Genomic DNA, 19577 nt, shown 5'->3' with positions numbered 1-19577 from the left:
TTCGTTGTTTTTTGTTCGTTGTTTTTTGTTCGTTGTTTTTTGTTCGTTGTTTTTTGTTCGTTGTTTTTTGTTCGTTGATTGTTGAGAAGAAGCTTACAAACCGCACCAAAACCTACCGATACCTCATAACAGATCACTGATAACTTTTTGTTTGGTGAGATGGTGAGAACATCACAAACATCACAAACATCACAAACAGCACAAACATCACAAACAGCACAAACAGCACAAACAGCACAAACAGCACAAACATCACAAACATCACAAACATCACAAACATCACAAACAGCACAAACATCACAAACATCACAAACATCACAAACATCACAAACATCACAAACATCACAAACATCACAAACAGCACAAACATCACAAACATCACAAACAGCACAAACAGCACAAACAGCACAAACAGCACAAACAGCACAAACAGCACAAACAGCACAAACAGCACAAACAGCATAAAAACCTACCGATACCTCATAACAGATCACCAATAACTTTTTGTTTGGTGAGGTGGTGAGATTTTCGTTTAAAGAAAATACTTTCTATTTCAGAGAAACTGCCGTTAACTGTTCACTGTTCACCGTTAACTGTTCACTGTTCACTAATTCAAATTTGGATTTTCAGGGGCATTAAGCCAAATGCTAAAATCTTTTCCCATGGTTTGCATGGCTTCCTTCCAATACGTTTTAGTGGGTTGTTCTAACGGATTGAAGTGAAGGTTATCGGTTTTGATCCAGTGTTGATTGGACAATTCCATTTCGAGTTGACCATTGTCCCAACCGGAATACCCCATGAAGAAGCGCAAATCCAAGTGGGTGAGTAACCCCATTTCGATGTGATTGAATATACTGTTGAAATCTCCTCCCCAATACAATTGATCAGTGATAGCAATACTATCAGGAATAAGATCTGGGCATTTGTGAATGCAAAACAAACGGTCAGATTCAACTGGCCCACCGTGATAAACGGTAAATGCACCGCTACTTTCGGGTACCAATTCACTGAGTAGGTAAGGAGTGGGTTTATTTAGGATAAAGCCCATACAACCGTCAATGTTGTGATCTGTTAAGAGAATCACAGACTGATTAAATTCTACATCATTAGGATTGTAGGCAGAGGGTAGTGCAATTAAATAATCTCCTTTATTGATCTGGTGTTCTGTCATGGAATAGGCATAAAAAAAGTCTCATTATACAATATAATAAGACTTTTTTAATTTTTTACTATTTTGATATGTTTATATTACATAAACAAAGTCAGTAATTACTTGTTTACAGATCCTTCTAACTCAGATCCAGCTTTAAATTTAACTACTTTTTTAGCAGCAATTTTGATTGTTTTTCCTGTTTGAGGGTTTCTTCCTTCTCTAGCAGCTCTTTCAGATACTGACCATGAACCGAAACCTACCAATGAAATTTTGTCTCCTTTAGCTAATGTAGACTCAACGTTAGATAAGAAAGATTCTAAAGCTTTTTTCGCTGCAACTTTACTGATTTCTGCATCCTTTGCGATAGCATCAATTAATTCTGTTTTGTTCATAATAATTTTTTTTAAAGGTTAACTTTATTAACGTTCTTATTACAAATTTAGGGTTATAAAGTTATAAAACAAGCTTTTTGCGAAAAAAAAACGAAATAGAATATCTTTTTTTGTGTTAAGGTTCTAAGTGAAGTTTTTGATAAAATAGGAATGAGTTATAAAACGATAGTGTTTTCGCTAAAATTTTGCCCATTTAATACTTCGTTTGCTAACATCATTTTCTTGCCTGGTAGTTGCAATTTAACAAGATTTAGAAAGCCATTTTGCACGGCAGCTTTAATCGTTTTTTTTGTTGTAATTACCTGACCTATTGGTAGTTGGTGTTCTTCTTCTTCGAAGTGTGCTTCGTGTATTTTGATGTTCCATTCCTGTTGTGTATTGCGGTCTTCTAACATGCACCATGCCGCTGGATAAGGGCTCAAGCCACGAATCAGTTGTTCTATTTCTACACCCGTCTTGCTGAAGTCTATTTTGCAATTCTCTCGATTGAGTTTATACGCTGTTTTGGTGTCTTCAGCAGGCTGATGCACTACTTTTACGTCTCCTTTTTGGATTAGCTCTAGGGTTTCTACCACCGTTTCAGCCCCGAGAACCATCAGGCGATCGTGTAATTCACCTGCGGTTTCTTTTGTTCCAATTGTGGTTTCTTTCTTTAAAATAATCGCTCCTGTATCAATTTTTTCATCGATAAAGAAGGTGGTAACTCCTGTTTTTGTCTCCCCATTGATGATGGCCCAATTGATAGGGGCAGCTCCTCTGTAATCAGGTAATAAAGAAGCATGGAGGTTAAATGTTCCCAAGGCAGGCATTTGCCATACTACTGCTGGGAGCATTCTGAAGGCTACCACAACCTGGAGATTAGCTTGGTAGGACGCTAATTCCTCTAAAAAAGCCTCTTCTTTAAGATTAGTTGGCTGTAAAATGGGGAGTTGTTTGTCTAAAGCATACTCCTTTACCGCCGAATACTTTAGTTTTTGACCTCTACCAGCAGGGCGATCTGGAGCTGTAATAACAGCTACAATGTTGAAGTTATGTTGATACATCGCATCGAGAATCCCAACTGCAAAATCAGGTGTTCCCATAAAAATGATCCGTAAGTCTTTCATTATAGTAAAGTATATTGATTTTTATTATTTAGTTTAATTTGCTGTTGTTCTAACAAAAGCTGAAGCACAACGAGAATATCCTGCATACTAAGATGGAGTGCGACTTCCAATTCACTTGCTGATGCTGCTTCTTCGCGTTGTAGATGCAACAAGATGTGTTCTTTTATTTGTGACAAACTAGCTGTAGTCTTCTTCTTGCTTCTTTGCAAGCAAGTGGAACAGGTTCCGCAATTTTGTTCTAGTTTTTCATCGAAGTATTGCAGTAGAATTTTATTTTTACAAATATCGTCATTTTGTGCGTAAAAATAAATGGCTTCGTATTGCTCTCGTTTTAATTTATTTTGTTGTTCTAAGAAAGGAAAAGTTCGATAAATGGTTTTATCCTCTTCCCATGCCTCGTGAAACGTAATTTCTAAGTCGTGTTCTTCTGGTGTGAAGATGCACAGATTTTCCTGATGCCAGGTTTGTAAACACTCTTGTATAAACAGAATAGGTTCATGCACCTGTTCACTGATGAAGGCGAGATTGATTGGTGTATTGTATTCGTGTATCCCTGGATAATGTCGAATTAGCTGCAAGAGTACATGTTCTTGGCGTTCATTGTCATAGACATAGTCTAGCAACTCACTGCTACTAACGACAAATTGCAGCTGTGTTTTGTTGTTGGAATTCGGAGTTAATCTACAAATGCCTTGTCGATCTAAAAACTGAAGGGCATTGTAGGTTAACGTGTATGGAAACTTGTACTGTAAACAAAATTGATTAAAACTAAAGGAATAGGACGTGTCGTATCCTTCGCCTAAACCAATACTGAGGTAGTTATTTAGCTTTCTGTACACCAGTTTTAGAAACGCCTTGTCAAATAAGTTTTCTTTACACCAATCGTCTACTGTTTTAGGTTCGCTAGGGGAGAGTAGCAAAGAAGCAAACGCTTTGGATTCATCGCGTCCCGCACGACCAGCCTCTTGGTAGTAGTTTTCCAAATTTTCAGGCAACTGAAGGTGAATGACGTTGCGTACGTTTTTTTTGTCAATCCCCATGCCAAAAGCATTAGTAGCAACCATAATAGGCGTTTTCTCCGCCATCCAATCGTCGAGGCGCTTTTTTTTCTCAAAGGTATTTAGCCCACCGTGAAAAAAATTAGCCTTGTAATTCTTTTGATTGAGTTGTTGAGCGAGGAGTTGTGTTTCTTTTCGACTGCGAACGTAAATAATTGTAGGGAAGGGATTTTTTTGTAAAATCCGATCCACAAGCGCTTCTTTATTTTCTACTTGATATACCCCGTAAATGAGGTTGTCTCGATAGAAACTCTTGGTAAATAAAGCAACGTCTTTTAGTTCTAAGTTGGTACAAATATCAGCTATGACGCGTTTGTTGGCTGAGCCAGTTAGCGCAACGATTCCCACAGAAGGGAAGAGTTTTCGCAATTGATTGATCTTGAGGTAAGCAGGGCGGAAATCATTCCCCCATTGTGAAATACAATGAGCCTCATCAACGGCGATTAAGCTGATTTTAAGGTTTTCAATGCGCTCCAATAACCAGGTTTGCTCTAATCGCTCCGGAGATAAATACAATAATTTATAATCGCCATAGAGGCAATTGTCTAGTATGGCGTCAATATCCGTTAAGGAAGTCCCACCCATAATGGCGGCGGCTTTAATTCCCAATGCATTTAAATTATTGACTTGATCCTGCATCAAAGCAACCAAAGGCGAAATAACCAAACAAGTACCGGGCATGAGCAAAGCTGGGATTTGAAAGCAGATACTCTTTCCTCCTCCCGTTGGCAGTAAAGCAAATGTATCCTTTCGTTCTAAAACAGCATCAATAATAGCTTCTTGTGGCTCACGAAAAGAAGTGTGTTTCCAGTATTGTTGAAGTAAATCGATGGGTTTTTTAGTCATGGATAGATCGGTTTTGCGTTCGACTAAGGTAGTCAAAAATGTAAAAAGGATTGCCGAAACAATCCTTTTTTATGTTATACTCTTTCTAAGATAAATTCTACTCTTTTGGCAATCGTTTCACAGGGAACTTCGATTAAGTCATACCCGTATTTCTTGTAGGTATCCACTAAATAACGGTGAATGAGATTCGCTTGTTCGAAAGATTCATAGCGTTGCTCATCACTGATGTAAATGTTTTCCCATGGTGGTAAAAGGAAAATCTGGTGATACAAGTGGTTTTTACAAGCTAAATCAAAGCTTTCAGGATAGGCGTCACCTTTGTAATGCATATAGGCGAGTACATCGGGAATCCCACGGTCTATAAAGACGATGGGCGCTTCTTCTTCAACGGCATTTTTATGCTGATCAATTCTACCTTCTAGTAAAAGTTGACTAAATAGCAGAGGGTCCGTTAAAAAAAGTTGATCAATCCCTTTCTCTTGTGCTTTCTTTGTAACTTCTCTTGATATTTCAGGATAGCAGATATAACCTCTGTTAGTTAATTCATTGATTATAGTTGTCTTACCAGATCCGGGGCCACCGATTATTAAAACGAGTTTTGTATTCATTGCTACGTAAAAATAGGAAAGGGGCAAAAGTATAATAAAAAGTTGGGATAGTACGCCTTTTCAAGGATTCTTTATTATAAGATAAGGTTAAAATGGAGAGAGGAGAGAAGAGAGAAGAGAGAGGAAATCGGAGCGAAGCGTAGATTCATCGAACACCAAAACCAATATAAAATAAGTGAGATATAGAGGAAAGAGGAGAGAGTGAACGTCCCTAAATAGGGTTGACCGTTTTTAATCTAAAATTTACAAAACAAAAAAGCAAAAGGAGAAACATTTCTAAATATTGAAAAAGTTACTCCTCTCCGCTCTCCCTTTTCCTCTTTCCAATACCCTATTTTCCGATCAAAATCCGTATATTTGCATTAAAATATTTTATGGATACGAAGACGAAAGAATTTTACGAGAGCTTGAAAGAAAAGCTTGAGTTTGAAAGAACTTGGCCAAACGAATACTTGTTTAAATTTATTGTTCCAGCAGATGAGCGTAAGATTGCTCAAATTGAGCGTGCTTTTGATGGAATGAATCCCGCGATAAACTTCAGAAATTCAAGTAAAGGAACGTTTACTAGCGTATCGATAAAAGTTCATATGACAAGTGCACAAGCAATTGTAGATAAGTATATTGAACTATCGACAATTGAAGGGTTATTGTCCTTGTAAAAATTGCTTTATCCTAGAAACTTTCTTACTTTTATAGCTAGGACAATGAGCCAAACTTTGTAAACACCAATTAGATGAAATTCAACTCCGCAGAAGCAGTAACACACTTAGGCTATAATACAGCCACCAATAAATTAGTAATTCCCGATTACGGTCGTCATCTTCAACTCATGATTGAGCATATCGTGTCAATAGAAAATAGAGAAGAACGAAATAAAGCGGCTAATTTTGCTATTCGCATTATGGGAGATATGAATCCTCATCTACGCGATGTACCTGATTTTCAGCATAAATTATGGGATCAACTTTTTATGATATCTGATTTTAAATTGGATGTAGATTGCCCATTTCCCATTGCAACAAGAGAAACAGTGTATGCAAAGCCCGAGGTATTGCCTTATCCAAAGAAACAGCTGAACTATCGTTACTATGGTAACAATATCAAAAGCATGATTGAAGAAGCGTTAAAATTTGAAGAAGGGGAAATGAAAGACGCGTTGATTATTGTCATCGCGAATCACATGAAGAAAAGTTACCTCAGTTGGAATAAAGACAATGTAAAAGATGAGGTTATTTTTGAACATTTGAGCGAGCTTTCAGGTGGGAAAATAAATTTATCTAAACAAGAAGAAGAATTGTCTACTACGGCTAATTTGATTCAAGTGAATCGAAAGCAGTCCAATAAGAGTAATTATTCCAATAATTCGAATGCCAATACTAACAATCAGAAAGGCAATAGCAATAGTAGCAATAACAATAACAACAAGAAGTATAACAAGCATAATTTTCAAGCAAAAGGTAAAAAGCAATGAGTACATTTAGAATTGAAGGAGGTCATCAATTAAAAGGTGAAGTGCATGCACAAGGTGCTAAAAACGAAGCTTTACAAGTACTTTGCGCCGTATTGTTAACCAAAGAAAAGGTTGTAATCTCCAATATTCCCGATATTATTGATGTCAATAAGCTAATTGAATTACTGGAATCTTTAGGGGTGAAGATTGAACGTTTAGCTCCTAATAAAATGTCCTTTCAGGCGGATGAACTCAATATGGATTATTTGACTTCTGATGATTTTAAAACAGGAGGAAAAGCACTGAGAGGGTCTATTATGATGGTTGGTCCATTATTGGGGCGCTTTGGTAAGGGATATATCCCAAAACCAGGGGGAGACAAAATTGGGAGACGTCGATTGGATACTCACTTTGAGGGGTTTATTAAATTAGGCGCTACCTTTCGATACAATAGAGAAGAATATTTTTACGGCGTTGAAGCACAACAATTAGTGGGTGCGGATATGCTGTTGGAAGAAGCTTCTGTTACAGGTACAGCTAATATTGTAATGGCTGCCGTATTGGCAAAAGGAACAACAACAATTTACAATGCTGCCTGTGAACCTTACCTACAACAACTTTGTAAAATGCTTAATAGCATGGGAGCAAAGATCACCGGGGTAGGATCTAACTTCTTAACTATCGAAGGTGTAGGTGAATTGCATGGATGTGAACATAGAATCTTACCCGATATGATAGAAATTGGTTCGTGGATTGGATTAGCAGCCATGACTAAAAGTGAATTGACAATTAAAAATGTAGGTTGGGAGCATTTAGGGGTAATACCCAATACTTTTAGACGCCTAGGGATTCAGTTGGAAAAAAGAGGAGATGATATCTACATTCCAGCCCATACACAAGGTTATGAAATACAGAGTTTTATCGACGGATCTATCTTGACAATTGCAGACGCGCCATGGCCAGGATTAACACCCGATTTATTGAGTGTTATTTTGGTAGTAGCAACCCAAGCAAGAGGAGAAGTATTGATCCATCAAAAGATGTTTGAAAGTCGTCTGTTCTTTGTCGATAAATTAATTGATATGGGCGCTAAAATTATCCTGTGTGATCCACATCGAGCTGTAGTTATCGGTCATGATTTTAAATCACAACTGAAAGCAACACGCATGTCATCACCGGATATTCGCGCAGGGATCTCCCTGTTAATTGCAGCTCTATCTGCACAAGGAACAAGTGTGATTCAAAACATTGATCAAATCGATCGTGGATATGAACGAATTGATGAGCGTTTACGTGCTTTAGGCGCGAAAATCGAACGTGTTGACGAGTGAATTGGTTATGAATGATGAGTAATCAATAATCAGACAGCTATATAAAAAAAGCTTGCGTTAAAAACGCAAGCTTTTTTTATATATTATTTGTTGAAGCGGAGAGTTTCTGTTTAAAGGAAGTTTCTTCTATATTAGTAAAATCTCCGATAACTGATAAATCCATAACTGTTAACCAACAAAAAGACCCCGAAGGGTCTTTTTCTTATTTATTCTTTAAGTATTTTTCTAAGAATTGATCTTGTTCCCATAAAAGGTGTAGGATGTTTTCTTTAGCAACATAACCGTGACTTTCTTTCGGAAGGATCACCATGCGAACTGGTGCTCCTAATCCTTTTAACGCTTGGAAGTAACGCTCTGTTTGTAGCGTGAATGTTCCAGGGTTGTTATCTGCTTCTCCGTGTACCAATAACATTGGAGTTTTCATCTTATCTGCATTCATGAAAGGAGACATCGTATTGTATACTTGAGGAACTTCCCAATAGTTTCGCTGTTCTGTTTGGAAACCAAAAGGAGTTAGCGTTCTATTGTATGCTCCACTTCGCGCAATACCTACTGCAAATAGATCCGAATGAGTCAATAAGTTTGCTGTCATAAAAGCACCATAGGAATGTCCGCCAACCCCAACTTTAGAGCGATCGATATAACCTAGAGCATCTACAGCGTCAATAGCAGCTTTACCATTAGCTACCAATTGCTCAATATAGGTATCGTTAGGCTCTTCTGTGCCTTCACCTACAATAGGGAATGCAGCATCATCTAAAACGGCATAGCCTTTGGTTACCCAATATACAAAGGAACCGTAGTATGGGAAGGTAAACTCACTTGAGTTAGAAGTAACCTGTCCGGCGCTATTTTTATCCTTGTATTCTGTTGGATAGGCCCAAATCAATAAAGGTAACTTTTCAGTTTTATTCTTTCTGTCGTAATTCGCAGGTAAATACAAAGTTCCCGATAATTCTAAACCATCGGCTCTTTTATACGTAATAACCTCTTTGTGTACCCCATTTAAACTTTCAAATGGATTTTTGAATGCCGTAATTGGTTGAACGTCATTTTTCTTTTTGATATTTCTAAAGTAGTAGTTCGGATATTCAGTAGGTGACTGAATAGAAACCAATACCAATCCTTTTTTAATATCTTCGATCGATTGGATATTTTCTTTTTTAGTCGTGTAGGTAGACTGATACAAGCGTTTAGTTTTTAATGTCTTTAGATCAAACTCATCAATAAATGGAAATTGTCCTTTCGGAGTATAGCCATCGCCAATTAAGAACATTTTATTGTTGTCTATTGCTAAGGTATAGCGACCAAATTCATTACGTTTTGTTTCGAATACTCCTGGATCACTATACACATCTTGTTCGTTTCTATCCTCAATCTTGATTGGATTAGGGTTGTCTGTCGATGGGTTGATTAAGAATTTTCTGATGTTTCTTGTATCATACCACTGATCCGAAACAAGAGCTACTTGGTCATTCCCCCAGGTAATTCCCGCATAGCGTTGACCTAGTTTTACGAGTGATTTAGGGGCTTCCGTAAACGGAGCTTTCCAAGTGAATACCTCATCTCTGTATGGTGACTCTTTAGCAGGATCACCACCGTCTAAAGCTTCTACAAAAGAGAGTGTAGCAGGTTGATCCGCGCGCCATTGCATGCTTCTCCTACCTTCTCTTACTGCCATAAACCCTTTAGGCATAATTTCACTTAGCGGAACATCATTCACTTCTTTCACAAGGGTTCCATCCATCTTGTACACGCTTGTTTTCATCGGAAAACGGTGCAAAGGTACCAAGTAAGAGAATGGTTTCTCAAGTGTAGTGAGCATGAGGTAATTGCCATCAGGAGAAATGGATTCACTAGCATACATCGCTGCTTCTTTGAAAAGCTTTTTCGTGCCATTTAAATCAACAAGATAAAGCTCAGATGTTACTAATGTTTCAAAATTAGCTTCATCTGTTTTGTTTTTTAGTAAATCTTGGTAAGTTCTGTTTTGAGAAACAACCCCTTCTTCACTAACTGACACGATTGGTCCAGCAGGTAAGTTCTTTTTCGTATCTATTAACGCAGGTCTATTGGCTGGAATAACACTAACTAAGACTTGTTGATTATCTTTCAACCAAGTAATAGGATTGCCTAAATTGGCGTTTAAATTAGCATCCGTTAGTTTTTTGGCTTCCGCAGTACGGAAATCAAGGACCCATAATTCAACCCCAGTAGCCACTGTGTTTGTAAAGGCAATTTTAGTTTGATCAGGCGAAACGGTTAAATTGGAAATTCTCGCATTAGCAGGTAAGCCTTTCACTTGAATTTCATTTTTGTCTTTTACCTTTCGAACTTTTAAGTTGTCAATATAGGTTAAAGTACTTGAAATGTTTGTGTTTACATCGATTCGTAAACCACCTAATCGCATCTCTTCAACATTTAAATCGTCCAATGTTTTGTACGTACTTCTGTAACTCAAGAGCATGTATTCCATTTTGCTATCCATAAAAATGGAAGGAGCACGTTCAAACTCTGCCAATTGCAAAATTTCTTGTGAAGGCTTTTGATAGGTTACATTTTCTTGTGCAAACATAGATGTAATTAAAAAAAGAGAGAATAAAGAAGTTTTTAAAATCTTCATTTTTGTTTGTTTTAGTTTATTTGGGCAATATACGTGGAATATTTAAAAAAGAGTCCGTTTTTTTAGTTGATGTTTTTTAAAATACACAAAAAACTTACCTTTGCTTTAACAAATTAAATCAGATGAATATGTTTAGATCAAAGATTTCGGGTCTAGGTTATTATGTGCCGGATAACGTAGTAACCAATGACGATTTGTCAAAAGTGATGGATACGAATCACGAGTGGATTGTCGAAAGAACGGGAATTCACGAGCGTAGACACAAAGTTTTGGAAGAAGATACTACTTCGGGAATGGGGGTGAAAGCAGCTAAAAAGGCAATGGAACGCGCAGGAGTGGAAGCAAAAGATATCGACTTTGTTGTATTTGCTACGTTGAGTCCGGATTATTATTTTCCAGGACCTGGAGTGATGTTACAAAAAGCATTAGGACTAAATACCGTAGCGGCTTTAGATATTAGAGCGCAGTGTTCTGGGTTTATTTATGCCTTATCTGTCGCAGATCAATATATTAAAACAGGGATGTATAAAACCGTTTTGGTTGTGGGATCTGAAGTGCATTCAGCAGGCTTGGATATGACAACTAGAGGACGTGCGGTATCCGTGATCTTTGGTGATGGTGCGGGAGCTGCGATTCTAACGCGATCTGAAGACGAAACGGGAATTCTATCTACACATATTCACTCACAAGGAGAACATGCTGAAGAATTAGCCTTAATCGCACCAGGAATGGGAGGAAGATGGGTGTCGGATATTTTAAAAGACAATGATCCAGATGATTTGAGCTATATGCCTTATATGAATGGACAGTTTGTATTTAAAAATGCAGTCGTACGCTTCAGTGAAGTAATTATGGAGGGATTAGAAGCTAACAAGCTTCAAGTTTCTGATATCGATATGTTGATTCCACATCAAGCTAATTTGAGAATCTCTCAATTTATCCAACAAAAATTTGGCTTATCAGATAATCAAGTGTACAATAATATCCAAAAATACGGAAATACAACCGCTGCTTCAGTGCCGATTGCGTTGACAGAAGCTTGGGAACAAGGTAAAATAAAAACAGGTGATGTTGTGGTTTTAGCAGCTTTTGGAAGTGGTTTTACTTGGGGAAGTGTTGTGTTAAAATGGTGATTTTTTTTATCTTAGCTAGAAAAGTAGTTAAGATAGATGAAATTTGATAAGATAAATAACAAAGGACAGGCGAGACTATTTGAGAATCCCTATTTAGAAATGTTGACGAAAGGACATCCCGCAGTAATATGGGGGATGTATATTCCGATACTGTCTTATATACTATATATCGGGTACACTGATTATAACTTATCCGTTCAGAATCTCATATTTCTTTTTATAGGAGGTATGTTGTTCTGGACGTTTTTTGAATATATTGCCCATCGCTATTTGTTTCATCTAATTAGCGAAAAAACAAGCTTGCAGCGATTGACCTATATTATGCATGGCAATCACCACCATTTTCCAAGGGATAGGCAACGTTTGTTTATGCCGCCCGTACCCAGCCTTATTTTAGCTGCTTTGCTTTTCGGTTTGCACTATCTCTTTTTAAGGAGATATACTTTTGGTTTTTATCCCGGTTTTATCATCGGTTACCTGCTCTATGCTTCCATGCATTACGCTATACACGCATTTGCCCCTCCTTTTAAGTTTATGAAACCCCTTTGGCGAAACCATCACTTGCATCATTATAAAAATGAAGACCTGGGTTTTGGGGTAAGTAATACGTTTTGGGATCGCATTTTTGGTACGATGTTCGACTTGGATAAAGAAAAAGAAGATAAAGAAAAAGTAAAGGAGTTAATGTTCGAGAAGGAAAAAGGAAATAGTTAACAGTAGATTTTTCTAATATACCAAACACCAAACAAAAAGTTATCTGTGATTTGTTATGAGGTATCGGTAGGTTTTTGTGCGGTTTGTGATGTTTGTGCGGTTCTCACCAAATAACGAACAACAAATAAAAAAAAACCACCCCTATAAAGGAATGGTTTGTTTATATTGATAATCTTCTGTAAACCGTTAACAGTAAGCCGTAAACCAGCTACCATCTATTTTCCGCTTCTGGACATCCCCAAAGTTGAGTGGCTAAATTAGGGTTGTCAATGAAAGGATTTCGGTTACCTTGAATTTCGGGTTTACTTAAATATTCATTGCGTTGTATTTCAATGGCTGAAACAGGATCCTCGGCATTCCATTGTAAAAGTATGTTTACCATATTCCCATCGCGATCATTTTTTTCTCCAATTGCTACATTGGTGGGTAAACATTGACTCGGGTAGCGCAGATACATATAGAGCATCATACGAGCTACATCGCCTTTCCATTCATCTCCAGGATACCAACCTTCTTTTACATCACCAGCAGGTCCTGATCCTTGAGCAAATTTTTTATTGCCACGTTGCGCATTCCACTGTACATCAGCAGGTCTGATGTGATGTGCATCTTCATTAGCTCCAGAACTCGATTGTTCAAGTTTTGGTGTGCCTAATGATCGAGCATAGGTATGTTCCCTGTTCCATTGGTTTTGGCGTCCTCCGTTTTGGTTTTTTCCTCGAGCATAGGCTTTTTTCCCTCGAAGCGTTCCCTTTTCGCCATAAAGTAAATATACCTCATTAGCAGCTGGGGTTAAATCCGTTATTTTTAGCACATCCCACAACTCATTGTACGTAAGACGATGGGTGTGTTGTTTTGTTGTTAATAGACTTAAATCCGCTTGTAAAGCCACACTTGACTTGGAAAAATCGATTTCCTTATAGTAAGCTTTTACCGATTGAGGAAGGGTATAAGTAATACTCTGTTTTGTTTCAGCAACCTCTGTTTGCGTTGGACTAAAACCGGTGATGGGTTGTGTTTTGTTTTTAGTACATCCGCAACTAAGGAGTAATGAAGCGAACAAAACAACGACCAAATGCTTTTTCATACCGTAATCTTCTACGCTTTCTTATTTAACTCGTTCTAACAATGCCATGTAGAATCCATCAAAACCAGATTGGTGTGCCAATACTTTGTGGTCTTTAATGAATTTGAAATTCTGTCCTGGTTCAGAAGCCAAGAATTTTTCAATTTGCTTTTCATTTTCAGAAGGCAAGATTGAGCAAGTCGCATAGACAACTTGTCCTCCAACTTTGACTATTTTAGTATAGTCTTGTAGGATTTGTTGCTGTACTTTTTTGATTTCCTCTACAAATTCGGGTTGTAACTTCCATTTGGTATCTGGATTTCGTTTGATTACCCCTAAACCACTACAAGGTGCATCGATCAATACGCGATCTGCTTTTTCGTGTAGTTTTTTAATGGTTTTCGTTCCTTCAATAATGCGGTATTCAATGTTGAATGCGCTATTTCTTTTCGCTCTTATTTTTAGCTGTTTTTGCTTGCTTTCATAGATATCCATGGCAATGATTTGCCCTTTGTTTTCCATTAAAGCAGCCATGTGAAGTGTTTTTCCACCCGCACCTGCACAAGTATCTACAACGCGCATCCCTGGTTGGATCCCTAAGAAAGGAGCCACAAGTTGAGAAGAAGCATCTTGTACCTCAAACAATCCTTCTTTAAAAGCATCAGTTAAAAATACATTCGCTCTTTCTTTTAGGATTAAAGCATCTGGATATTCTTCAGGTTGAAGTGTCTCAATGTCTAAATCCATTAAAATAGCATGCAATTTTTTGCGTGTTGTTTTTAATGTATTGACGCGTAAGATCACTTGAGCTTGTTGATTCTGCGCTGCAATCTCTTTTGACCACAGCTCTTCACCCAACTCTTTTACACCTAATTCATCCATCCAATCCGGAATAGCTTCTTTGAATTTTCTGATTTTACTTAGTTCGTCAAATCTACCTTTGATTCTGCGAAGTGGAGCATTTTCAAAATACTTCCAGTCCGGTAAGTTATACCCTCTTAATACAGCCCATACCGTAAAAATACGCCAAGCATCATCGCGCGTATAAGGTTCTTTTACCTCGGCGATTTCAGTGTATAACCTCTTCCAACGCACAATTTCATAAATCGTTTCTGCAACGAATTTACGATCTGCACTTCCCCAACGTTTGTCCTTTTTTAAGGCTTTCGCAACTACTTTGTCTGCGTATTCTCCTTCGTTGAAAATTAATAAGATAGAGTCAATAACGGTAAAAACTAAGTTTCTGTGTAATCTCATTATATAATAAAATAAAATAGCCTACAAATATAGGTCTTTTGTAGGCTAGGTTTAGTAGGTTTTATTATTTTTTATTTTATCGCTTATTTTTTATCCTTGTACTTCTTGAGTAATTTGCGATTAAAATCATCTTCTGCTTTCTTTAGCAAGAGTATTTTTTTGTTAGACAGGATCTTTTTACAATCTATAATAAACTGATTTCTCAGTGTATGATACTCTTCTTCAAAGGAAACTAAATCCTGTACTTTTTCTGTTGCTTGTTTTTCCGTTAGTTTTTCAATGTCTTGAGTTTCATGAGATTTAATATAGTGTATCACCTCTGAATGCCTCAGTTTAGAGAGTTTATTGTCGTACGTATTGTAAATAGGCCAAAATTTCTCTGCTTCGTCACTAGTCAAATTTAAGACAGAAGAGATATGTGCGATTTTTAGGGATTTGATTTGATCCGAAGAATGCTGAGCATAACTGAAGAGCGAAGCACTAAGGAAGAACAATAACAAGAGATATCTTTTCATCATAATAATTAGTAATTTAAGTAATACTCAAGATCTATATTGGTTTGAACGTATTCATTGATCTCTTTTTGGTTGATTTGAATTCCCTGTTCAAGCTCTTTGATATCGCTTTCATCAAAGGCTTGAATAAATTCATTTGATAATGTGTAGGAAGAAGGATTGTATTCCAAGTAATTCTCCAATGCTTCTTCACTGAGTGAAGCGGTAAGTTGTGTCTTAATGAAGACTCCCAAACCTAAGAAAAGCACAATAGTGGCGGCGATAGCCATCATTTTTTTAGGCGTTAATACAAAGATACCTTTTGATTGAGGTGCTTGTATTTGCGTGCCATTTAATCGCTCAAAAAGGCGTTCGTCAAAGGAGTTTAGGTACCCCTCTGGAATTTGGAAACCATCTTTTCTATTGTTTTGAGCCTTGTGATTCATTGTCATTTTTATAAACTTCTATTACTTAGACTGAATTTTACTACAAAGGTTTAATGCGATTGCAAAAATACTTCGATTTTTTTTACTGCATGGTGATAAGAGGCTTTTAATGCGCCAACAGAAGTATCGAGAATCGAAGCCATGCTGTTGTAATCTAATTCTTGAAAGTAGCGCATTTTAAAAACGAGTTGTTGTTTTTCGGGCAAGCTTGCGATTGCTTTGTGTAATAAAAGCGTTGCTTGATCTCCATTAAAAAAGGGGTCAGCCTCTAATTGTTCCACCCTTTGCTGGCTGTATTCGTCTGAGGTGAGATTTTGCAATTTGCTCTTTTGTTTTAGAAAATCTAAGGCGCAATTCGTTGCAATGCGATAGAGCCAAGAAGAAAGTTTGCTATTGCCTTTAAATCCCGTTATGTTTTCATAGGCTTTGATAAAGGTTTCTTGTAGGATATCATCTGTATCGTCGTGATTCAAAACAAGGGAGCGAATATGATAGTACAATCTCGCTTTGTTTTGAGTAACAAGCGATTGAAATGCACGATCTTTCGTTTTGGTGTTTTGCAGTTGTTGGACAAATTGTTCTTCTTCAGATGCAGACAAGGTATAGGGTATTAATTTTTTAGGTAAGGTGTAAGGGTAAAAATACTAAAAAGCACCGAAGGAACATCAATATATATCTTATTATTTACCTCATGTTTTGAAATTAAAGACTGTGTGCGTTTAGATGAGAAAAAACAGCTTACCTTTGCACAAAAAATAGAAGATATGTTACGTACTGTTATTTTTGATATGGACGGGGTGATTGTAGATACGGAACCTGTACATCGCTATGCTTATTTTCAGCATTTTGATGAATTGGGAATTGATGTTGAGGAAGAGATGTACACCTCTTTTACAGGGTTCTCCACTAAAAATACCTATCAAAAGGTAAAAGACCACTTTCAACTTAACCAAGAGGTTGCTGATTTGGTTTTGCGTAAACGCGCTATATTTAACGAATCTTTTGATACAAAACCGGATTTAGAACTCATCGAAGGGGTGAGAAAGTTAATTGTTGATTTACATCAACAGGATATCGAGCTAATCTTGGGGTCATCAGCTTCTAAAAGTACGATTAATCGCGTGTTTAACCGTTTTGAATTATTTCCTTACTTTACCCATATTGTCAGTGGAGAGGACTTTCCTCAATCCAAACCCAATCCCGCTATTTTTAACCATGCGGCTTCATTAGCTAAGATAAAACACAAAGCGCATTGCTTAGTGATTGAAGATAGTACCAACGGAATCAAAGCAGCCAATGCCGCAGGAATCAAAGTGCTAGGATATAAGAGCCAGCATTCAAAACAACAAGATTACAGTACTGCAGATTTTGTTGTGGAATCCTTTTCGCATTTAGATGCAAACGAATTATGTCGTCTTCTGAATTTTGAGAAGTAAGAGAAGTTAGTTGTTATGTTGGCAACTTTCAATCCTTAGCCTTTAACCGTCAACAAACAAAAGCAATCCAAATTCTTTCTACACTAAGGGTGTAGAGAGAGGCTAGAAGAAAACAAAAAAGCAGAAAAGCAAAATAGGTTTATGCGGAATAATTTTTATACTACGCTTATTTTTTTAATTTTGCATTCTTAATGAAGTTAATTATAGCATATGTTTCATAGGTATATTAAATTAGGTATCGCAGCACTATTAGTAGCAATGGCTGTTTGGCAATTTTCAGAATCAAATATTGGAAATGGTATTTTCTTATTGTTCTTAATGGGGCTTGTAATACTGTTGTATTTTAAAAATGAGTTCATCCTATTGTCTTTTTTAAAATTGAGAAAACAAGATTTTGAAGGAGCAGAGAAATGGTTGAAGAAAATCAAAAATCCTGAAACAGCTTTAGTTAGAAAGCAAAACGGATATTATAATTACCTAATGGGAATTATGACTTCTCAAACGAATTTAAACGCTTCGGAAAAATACATGAAGAAAGCAATTGAATTAGGTTTGAATATGGATCAAGATTTAGCTATGGCTAAATTGCAGTTAGCAGGAATATCGATGACAAAACGCAGAAAGCTAGAAGCAACGAAGTTGTTAGGAGAAGCGCAAAAATTGGATAAGCAAGGTATGCTAAAAGATCAAATCAAAATGATGAAAGAACAAATGAAACGCCTGTAAGCGTTTAGAGATAAAAGAAAAACCACATGTTGAGAAGCATGTGGTTTTTTTGTTAACAATTAACAGTTAACGGTTAATTTTCCTAAAATAGAAGGAACTTCCTTTAAACAACGTACAACGCACAGCAAACAACGCACAACACACAACAAACCATTTCTCCAAAATAAAATAAATCGCAGAAAGTAAATAATATTTAAAAAGTTTTATATTTTTGATTTCTTAATAAAATATTAAAAACATGAAATTATATCTGTCGATCTTTTTGCTTTTTTTAAGTATTGTGAAAATAAATGCTCAATGTTTAGATGAAAGTAAAGTAAAAATAGGAGGGAGTTATCAAAGTGATTTGTTTATAGATCCATGTCCTTATTACAATTACTTTGTTGATGCTGAAAAATCTTCAACAGGGTATCACTACAGTAACAGGCCGATCGACTTAGTACCGACAGGTTTTGCTGAAATTAAGAAAAACCTAGAAGACTTACTGGTGAAGAAAGTCGGAGAGGAGATGGTAAGCAAATTAAAGTTTAAAGGAGTAAGCATTAGTGTTTACGATAGTATTCGTAAATTTGAGGCGAGGTATCCTGTTGTAGATATGAGTAAGTGTATGACAAAATACTTCTTTTACTACGATTTTGAACCTGCTGAAGGAGTGAGTTATTGTTTGGGTATAGCATTAGATGACTACCAGCAACTTATTTCCCCTTTGCTTTTACCTGAAACAGAGGAGAAGTTGGCTTTAGATTATTCGTTAGATGTATGTAAGATCTTGCAAATTGCCAAGGCAACAGAAACGAAGTTTGAGCCTGTTGATTTTGTTTCTTTTGAGTTCGATCCAGATAAAAAAGAGTTTTTTTGGGTCGTTCGTCAGCAAATTATCAATCCAAAGAAAGGAGTAAACGAATACAATCAAATATTAATAGAAGCGAGAGATGCAACACAAGTTGTGTCTTATAGAAGAACGGTTTACATAGAATAATGAGTATTAGATTACAGCATACAAGTTGGAATACGGTTTTAGAAGGAGAATTTAAAAAACCGTATTACATAGCATTACAAGAATTTGTTGCTCAAGAGCGCCAAAAAAAAGTAATTTACCCGCCGGAAGAGCAAGTATTTAAAGCTTTAGAAGCCGTTGATTTCTCAGCTGTTAAAGTAGTGATCTTGGGGCAAGATCCCTATCACGGAGAGTTTCAAGCGAACGGGCTGGCTTTTTCTGTGCATAAAGGAGTGAAATTTCCTCCGAGTTTAAAGAATATCTTTAAAGAGTTAGAAGACGATTTGGGAATTCGAAATATACACAATGGAGATTTGTCTCCTTGGGCAGCACAAGGTGTCCTATTACTCAATGCAACATTAACAGTTGAAGCGTCAAAAGCGGGATCTCATCAAAAAAGAGGATGGGAAACATTTACAGATCAAGTGATCGAATGTATAGCAACCCAACGAGAGCATGTTGTTTTTGTTTTGTGGGGAAGCTATGCGCAAAAGAAGGGAAAAATGATTGATCGAGCGAAGCATTTCGTTATTGAAACAGCTCATCCTTCGCCTTTATCTGTATATAGAGGTTTTTATGGAAGTAAGCCTTTTTCAAAGATTAATGCGTACTTAGTTGGTCTAGGCGAACAGCCGATCGATTGGCAAGTATAACCCTAGATCTGTTTTGTTGTGAGGCTTTTTTAAAGAGAAGTGCAATGTAGCGTAAAAAATAGAGCATAAAAAAACCGCCTTGAGAGGC

The 19577-nt window shown here is 36.9% G+C and carries 21 protein-coding genes; 9 read left to right on the top strand and 12 right to left on the bottom strand.

Going from position 1 to position 19577, the window contains the following annotated elements; genetic code table 11:
* From ACPDG9_RS13800 to ACPDG9_RS13775, 6 genes are all read right to left on the bottom strand, one after another.
* Window positions 1–494 (bottom strand): hypothetical protein (locus ACPDG9_RS13800; RefSeq protein WP_430528301.1); only part of this gene is annotated, 494 nt, incomplete at its 3' end.
* Between the two features lie 113 nt (window positions 495–607).
* Complete coding sequence (locus tag ACPDG9_RS13795) at window positions 608–1171, bottom strand: YqgE/AlgH family protein (protein WP_430528300.1); 564 nt, start codon at window positions 1169–1171, stop codon at window positions 608–610.
* A 98-nt stretch (window positions 1172–1269) separates the two neighbouring features.
* Window positions 1270–1545, bottom strand: coding sequence for an HU family DNA-binding protein (locus tag ACPDG9_RS13790; protein ID WP_002986040.1), 276 nt, complete (start codon window positions 1543–1545; stop codon window positions 1270–1272).
* A 155-nt stretch (window positions 1546–1700) separates the two neighbouring features.
* Complete coding sequence (fmt, locus tag ACPDG9_RS13785; RefSeq protein WP_430528299.1) at window positions 1701–2651, bottom strand: methionyl-tRNA formyltransferase; 951 nt, start codon at window positions 2649–2651, stop codon at window positions 1701–1703.
* Window positions 2651–4555, bottom strand: a complete 1905-nt coding sequence (locus ACPDG9_RS13780) for a RecQ family ATP-dependent DNA helicase (RefSeq protein ID WP_430528298.1) — start codon at window positions 4553–4555, stop codon at window positions 2651–2653. Before ACPDG9_RS13780 ends, fmt begins: the two co-directional genes overlap by 1 nt.
* 74 nt (window positions 4556–4629) lie before the next feature.
* Window positions 4630–5163 carry an AAA family ATPase gene (locus tag ACPDG9_RS13775; protein WP_430528297.1) on the bottom strand — a complete coding sequence of 178 codons (534 nt, stop codon included), beginning with the start codon at window positions 5161–5163 and terminating at the stop codon, window positions 4630–4632.
* Window positions 5164–5537: 374 nt separating this feature from the next.
* Between ACPDG9_RS13775 and ACPDG9_RS13770 the strand changes: the two genes are divergently transcribed.
* From ACPDG9_RS13770 to murA, 3 genes are all read left to right on the top strand, one after another.
* Window positions 5538–5822, top strand: coding sequence for a DUF493 family protein (locus ACPDG9_RS13770; protein ID WP_182626233.1), 285 nt, complete (start codon window positions 5538–5540; stop codon window positions 5820–5822).
* 74 nt (window positions 5823–5896) lie between these two features.
* The gene (locus tag ACPDG9_RS13765; protein WP_430528296.1) at window positions 5897–6634 is read left to right on the top strand and encodes a DUF4290 domain-containing protein; all 738 of its coding nucleotides are present in this window, start codon (window positions 5897–5899) and stop codon (window positions 6632–6634) included.
* On the top strand, window positions 6631–7944 hold the full coding sequence (murA, locus tag ACPDG9_RS13760; RefSeq protein WP_430528295.1) for a UDP-N-acetylglucosamine 1-carboxyvinyltransferase: 1314 nt from the start codon (window positions 6631–6633) through the stop codon (window positions 7942–7944). The genes ACPDG9_RS13765 and murA overlap by 4 nt, the downstream gene beginning before the upstream one ends.
* Before the next feature lie 202 nt (window positions 7945–8146).
* Here the strand turns inward: murA and ACPDG9_RS13755 are convergent, their stop codons facing one another.
* Entirely contained in the window at window positions 8147–10567 is a 2421-nt protein-coding gene (locus ACPDG9_RS13755) for a prolyl oligopeptidase family serine peptidase (RefSeq protein WP_430528294.1), read from the bottom strand.
* A 128-nt stretch (window positions 10568–10695) separates the two neighbouring features.
* On the opposite strand from ACPDG9_RS13755, the gene ACPDG9_RS13750 reads away from it, so the two are divergent.
* Together ACPDG9_RS13750 and ACPDG9_RS13745 are read left to right on the top strand one after the other, a co-directional pair.
* Window positions 10696–11700, top strand: a complete 1005-nt coding sequence (locus ACPDG9_RS13750; protein WP_430528293.1) for a 3-oxoacyl-ACP synthase III family protein — start codon at window positions 10696–10698, stop codon at window positions 11698–11700.
* 36 nt (window positions 11701–11736) lie between these two features.
* Window positions 11737–12414 carry a sterol desaturase family protein gene (locus tag ACPDG9_RS13745; RefSeq protein ID WP_430528292.1) on the top strand — a complete coding sequence of 226 codons (678 nt, stop codon included), beginning with the start codon at window positions 11737–11739 and terminating at the stop codon, window positions 12412–12414.
* 208 nt (window positions 12415–12622) lie between these two features.
* Here the strand turns inward: ACPDG9_RS13745 and ACPDG9_RS13740 are convergent, their stop codons facing one another.
* From ACPDG9_RS13740 to ACPDG9_RS13720, 5 genes are all read right to left on the bottom strand, one after another.
* Window positions 12623–13501 (bottom strand): endonuclease I family protein, encoded by an 879-nt coding sequence (locus ACPDG9_RS13740; RefSeq protein WP_430528291.1) that lies wholly within the window; start codon window positions 13499–13501, stop codon window positions 12623–12625.
* 21 nt (window positions 13502–13522) lie between these two features.
* On the bottom strand, window positions 13523–14737 hold the full coding sequence (locus tag ACPDG9_RS13735; RefSeq protein WP_430528290.1) for an RsmB/NOP family class I SAM-dependent RNA methyltransferase: 1215 nt from the start codon (window positions 14735–14737) through the stop codon (window positions 13523–13525).
* 83 nt (window positions 14738–14820) lie between these two features.
* The gene (locus ACPDG9_RS13730; protein ID WP_430528302.1) at window positions 14821–15252 is read right to left on the bottom strand and encodes a hypothetical protein; all 432 of its coding nucleotides are present in this window, start codon (window positions 15250–15252) and stop codon (window positions 14821–14823) included.
* 8 nt (window positions 15253–15260) lie between these two features.
* Entirely contained in the window at window positions 15261–15677 is a 417-nt protein-coding gene (locus tag ACPDG9_RS13725) for a hypothetical protein (RefSeq protein WP_430528289.1), read from the bottom strand.
* 50 nt (window positions 15678–15727) lie between these two features.
* The gene (locus ACPDG9_RS13720) at window positions 15728–16276 is read right to left on the bottom strand and encodes an RNA polymerase sigma factor (protein WP_430528288.1); all 549 of its coding nucleotides are present in this window, start codon (window positions 16274–16276) and stop codon (window positions 15728–15730) included.
* Between the two features lie 165 nt (window positions 16277–16441).
* On the opposite strand from ACPDG9_RS13720, the gene ACPDG9_RS13715 reads away from it, so the two are divergent.
* From ACPDG9_RS13715 to ung, 4 genes are all read left to right on the top strand, one after another.
* Entirely contained in the window at window positions 16442–17113 is a 672-nt protein-coding gene (locus ACPDG9_RS13715) for an HAD family hydrolase (protein WP_430528287.1), read from the top strand.
* A gap of 210 nt (window positions 17114–17323) precedes the next feature.
* A complete protein-coding gene (locus ACPDG9_RS13710; RefSeq protein ID WP_430528286.1) occupies window positions 17324–17839 on the top strand; it encodes a DUF2892 domain-containing protein in 516 nt (171 codons plus the stop codon).
* Between the two features lie 238 nt (window positions 17840–18077).
* Window positions 18078–18818 carry a hypothetical protein gene (locus ACPDG9_RS13705; RefSeq protein ID WP_430528285.1) on the top strand — a complete coding sequence of 247 codons (741 nt, stop codon included), beginning with the start codon at window positions 18078–18080 and terminating at the stop codon, window positions 18816–18818.
* Window positions 18818–19489, top strand: coding sequence for a uracil-DNA glycosylase (gene ung / locus ACPDG9_RS13700; RefSeq protein WP_430528284.1), 672 nt, complete (start codon window positions 18818–18820; stop codon window positions 19487–19489). The genes ACPDG9_RS13705 and ung overlap by 1 nt, the downstream gene beginning before the upstream one ends.
* Window positions 19490–19577: the final 88 nt, after the last annotated feature.

This window comes from Myroides sp. C6-3 (assembly GCF_050522425.1).
Taxonomy (GTDB): Bacteria; Bacteroidota; Bacteroidia; order Flavobacteriales; family Flavobacteriaceae; genus Flavobacterium.
The sequence above is the reverse complement of the archived record's forward strand: the minus strand, read 5'-3'. Positions and strand labels throughout refer to the sequence as shown.

Bases quoted from the DNA above. Each gene is read 5' to 3' on its own strand.
- ACPDG9_RS13795 (WP_430528300.1), bottom strand. From the start codon at position 1,171: ATGACAGAACACCAGATCAATAAAGGAGATTATTTAATTGCACTACCC.
- ACPDG9_RS13790 (WP_002986040.1), bottom strand. From the start codon at position 1,545: ATGAACAAAACAGAATTAATTGATGCTATCGCAAAGGATGCAGAAATC.
- fmt (WP_430528299.1), bottom strand. From the start codon at position 2,651: ATGAAAGACTTACGGATCATTTTTATGGGAACACCTGATTTTGCAGTT.
- ACPDG9_RS13780 (WP_430528298.1), bottom strand. From the start codon at position 4,555: ATGACTAAAAAACCCATCGATTTACTTCAACAATACTGGAAACACACT.
- ACPDG9_RS13775 (WP_430528297.1), bottom strand. From the start codon at position 5,163: ATGAATACAAAACTCGTTTTAATAATCGGTGGCCCCGGATCTGGTAAG.
- ACPDG9_RS13770 (WP_182626233.1), top strand. From the start codon at position 5,538: ATGGATACGAAGACGAAAGAATTTTACGAGAGCTTGAAAGAAAAGCTT.
- ACPDG9_RS13765 (WP_430528296.1), top strand. From the start codon at position 5,897: ATGAAATTCAACTCCGCAGAAGCAGTAACACACTTAGGCTATAATACA.
- murA (WP_430528295.1), top strand. From the start codon at position 6,631: ATGAGTACATTTAGAATTGAAGGAGGTCATCAATTAAAAGGTGAAGTG.
- ACPDG9_RS13755 (WP_430528294.1), bottom strand. From the start codon at position 10,567: ATGAAGATTTTAAAAACTTCTTTATTCTCTCTTTTTTTAATTACATCT.
- ACPDG9_RS13750 (WP_430528293.1), top strand. From the start codon at position 10,696: ATGTTTAGATCAAAGATTTCGGGTCTAGGTTATTATGTGCCGGATAAC.
- ACPDG9_RS13745 (WP_430528292.1), top strand. From the start codon at position 11,737: ATGAAATTTGATAAGATAAATAACAAAGGACAGGCGAGACTATTTGAG.
- ACPDG9_RS13740 (WP_430528291.1), bottom strand. From the start codon at position 13,501: ATGAAAAAGCATTTGGTCGTTGTTTTGTTCGCTTCATTACTCCTTAGT.
- ACPDG9_RS13735 (WP_430528290.1), bottom strand. From the start codon at position 14,737: ATGAGATTACACAGAAACTTAGTTTTTACCGTTATTGACTCTATCTTA.
- ACPDG9_RS13730 (WP_430528302.1), bottom strand. From the start codon at position 15,252: ATGAAAAGATATCTCTTGTTATTGTTCTTCCTTAGTGCTTCGCTCTTC.
- ACPDG9_RS13725 (WP_430528289.1), bottom strand. From the start codon at position 15,677: ATGAATCACAAGGCTCAAAACAATAGAAAAGATGGTTTCCAAATTCCA.
- ACPDG9_RS13715 (WP_430528287.1), top strand. From the start codon at position 16,442: ATGTTACGTACTGTTATTTTTGATATGGACGGGGTGATTGTAGATACG.
- ACPDG9_RS13710 (WP_430528286.1), top strand. From the start codon at position 17,324: ATGTTTCATAGGTATATTAAATTAGGTATCGCAGCACTATTAGTAGCA.
- ACPDG9_RS13705 (WP_430528285.1), top strand. From the start codon at position 18,078: ATGAAATTATATCTGTCGATCTTTTTGCTTTTTTTAAGTATTGTGAAA.
- ung (WP_430528284.1), top strand. From the start codon at position 18,818: ATGAGTATTAGATTACAGCATACAAGTTGGAATACGGTTTTAGAAGGA.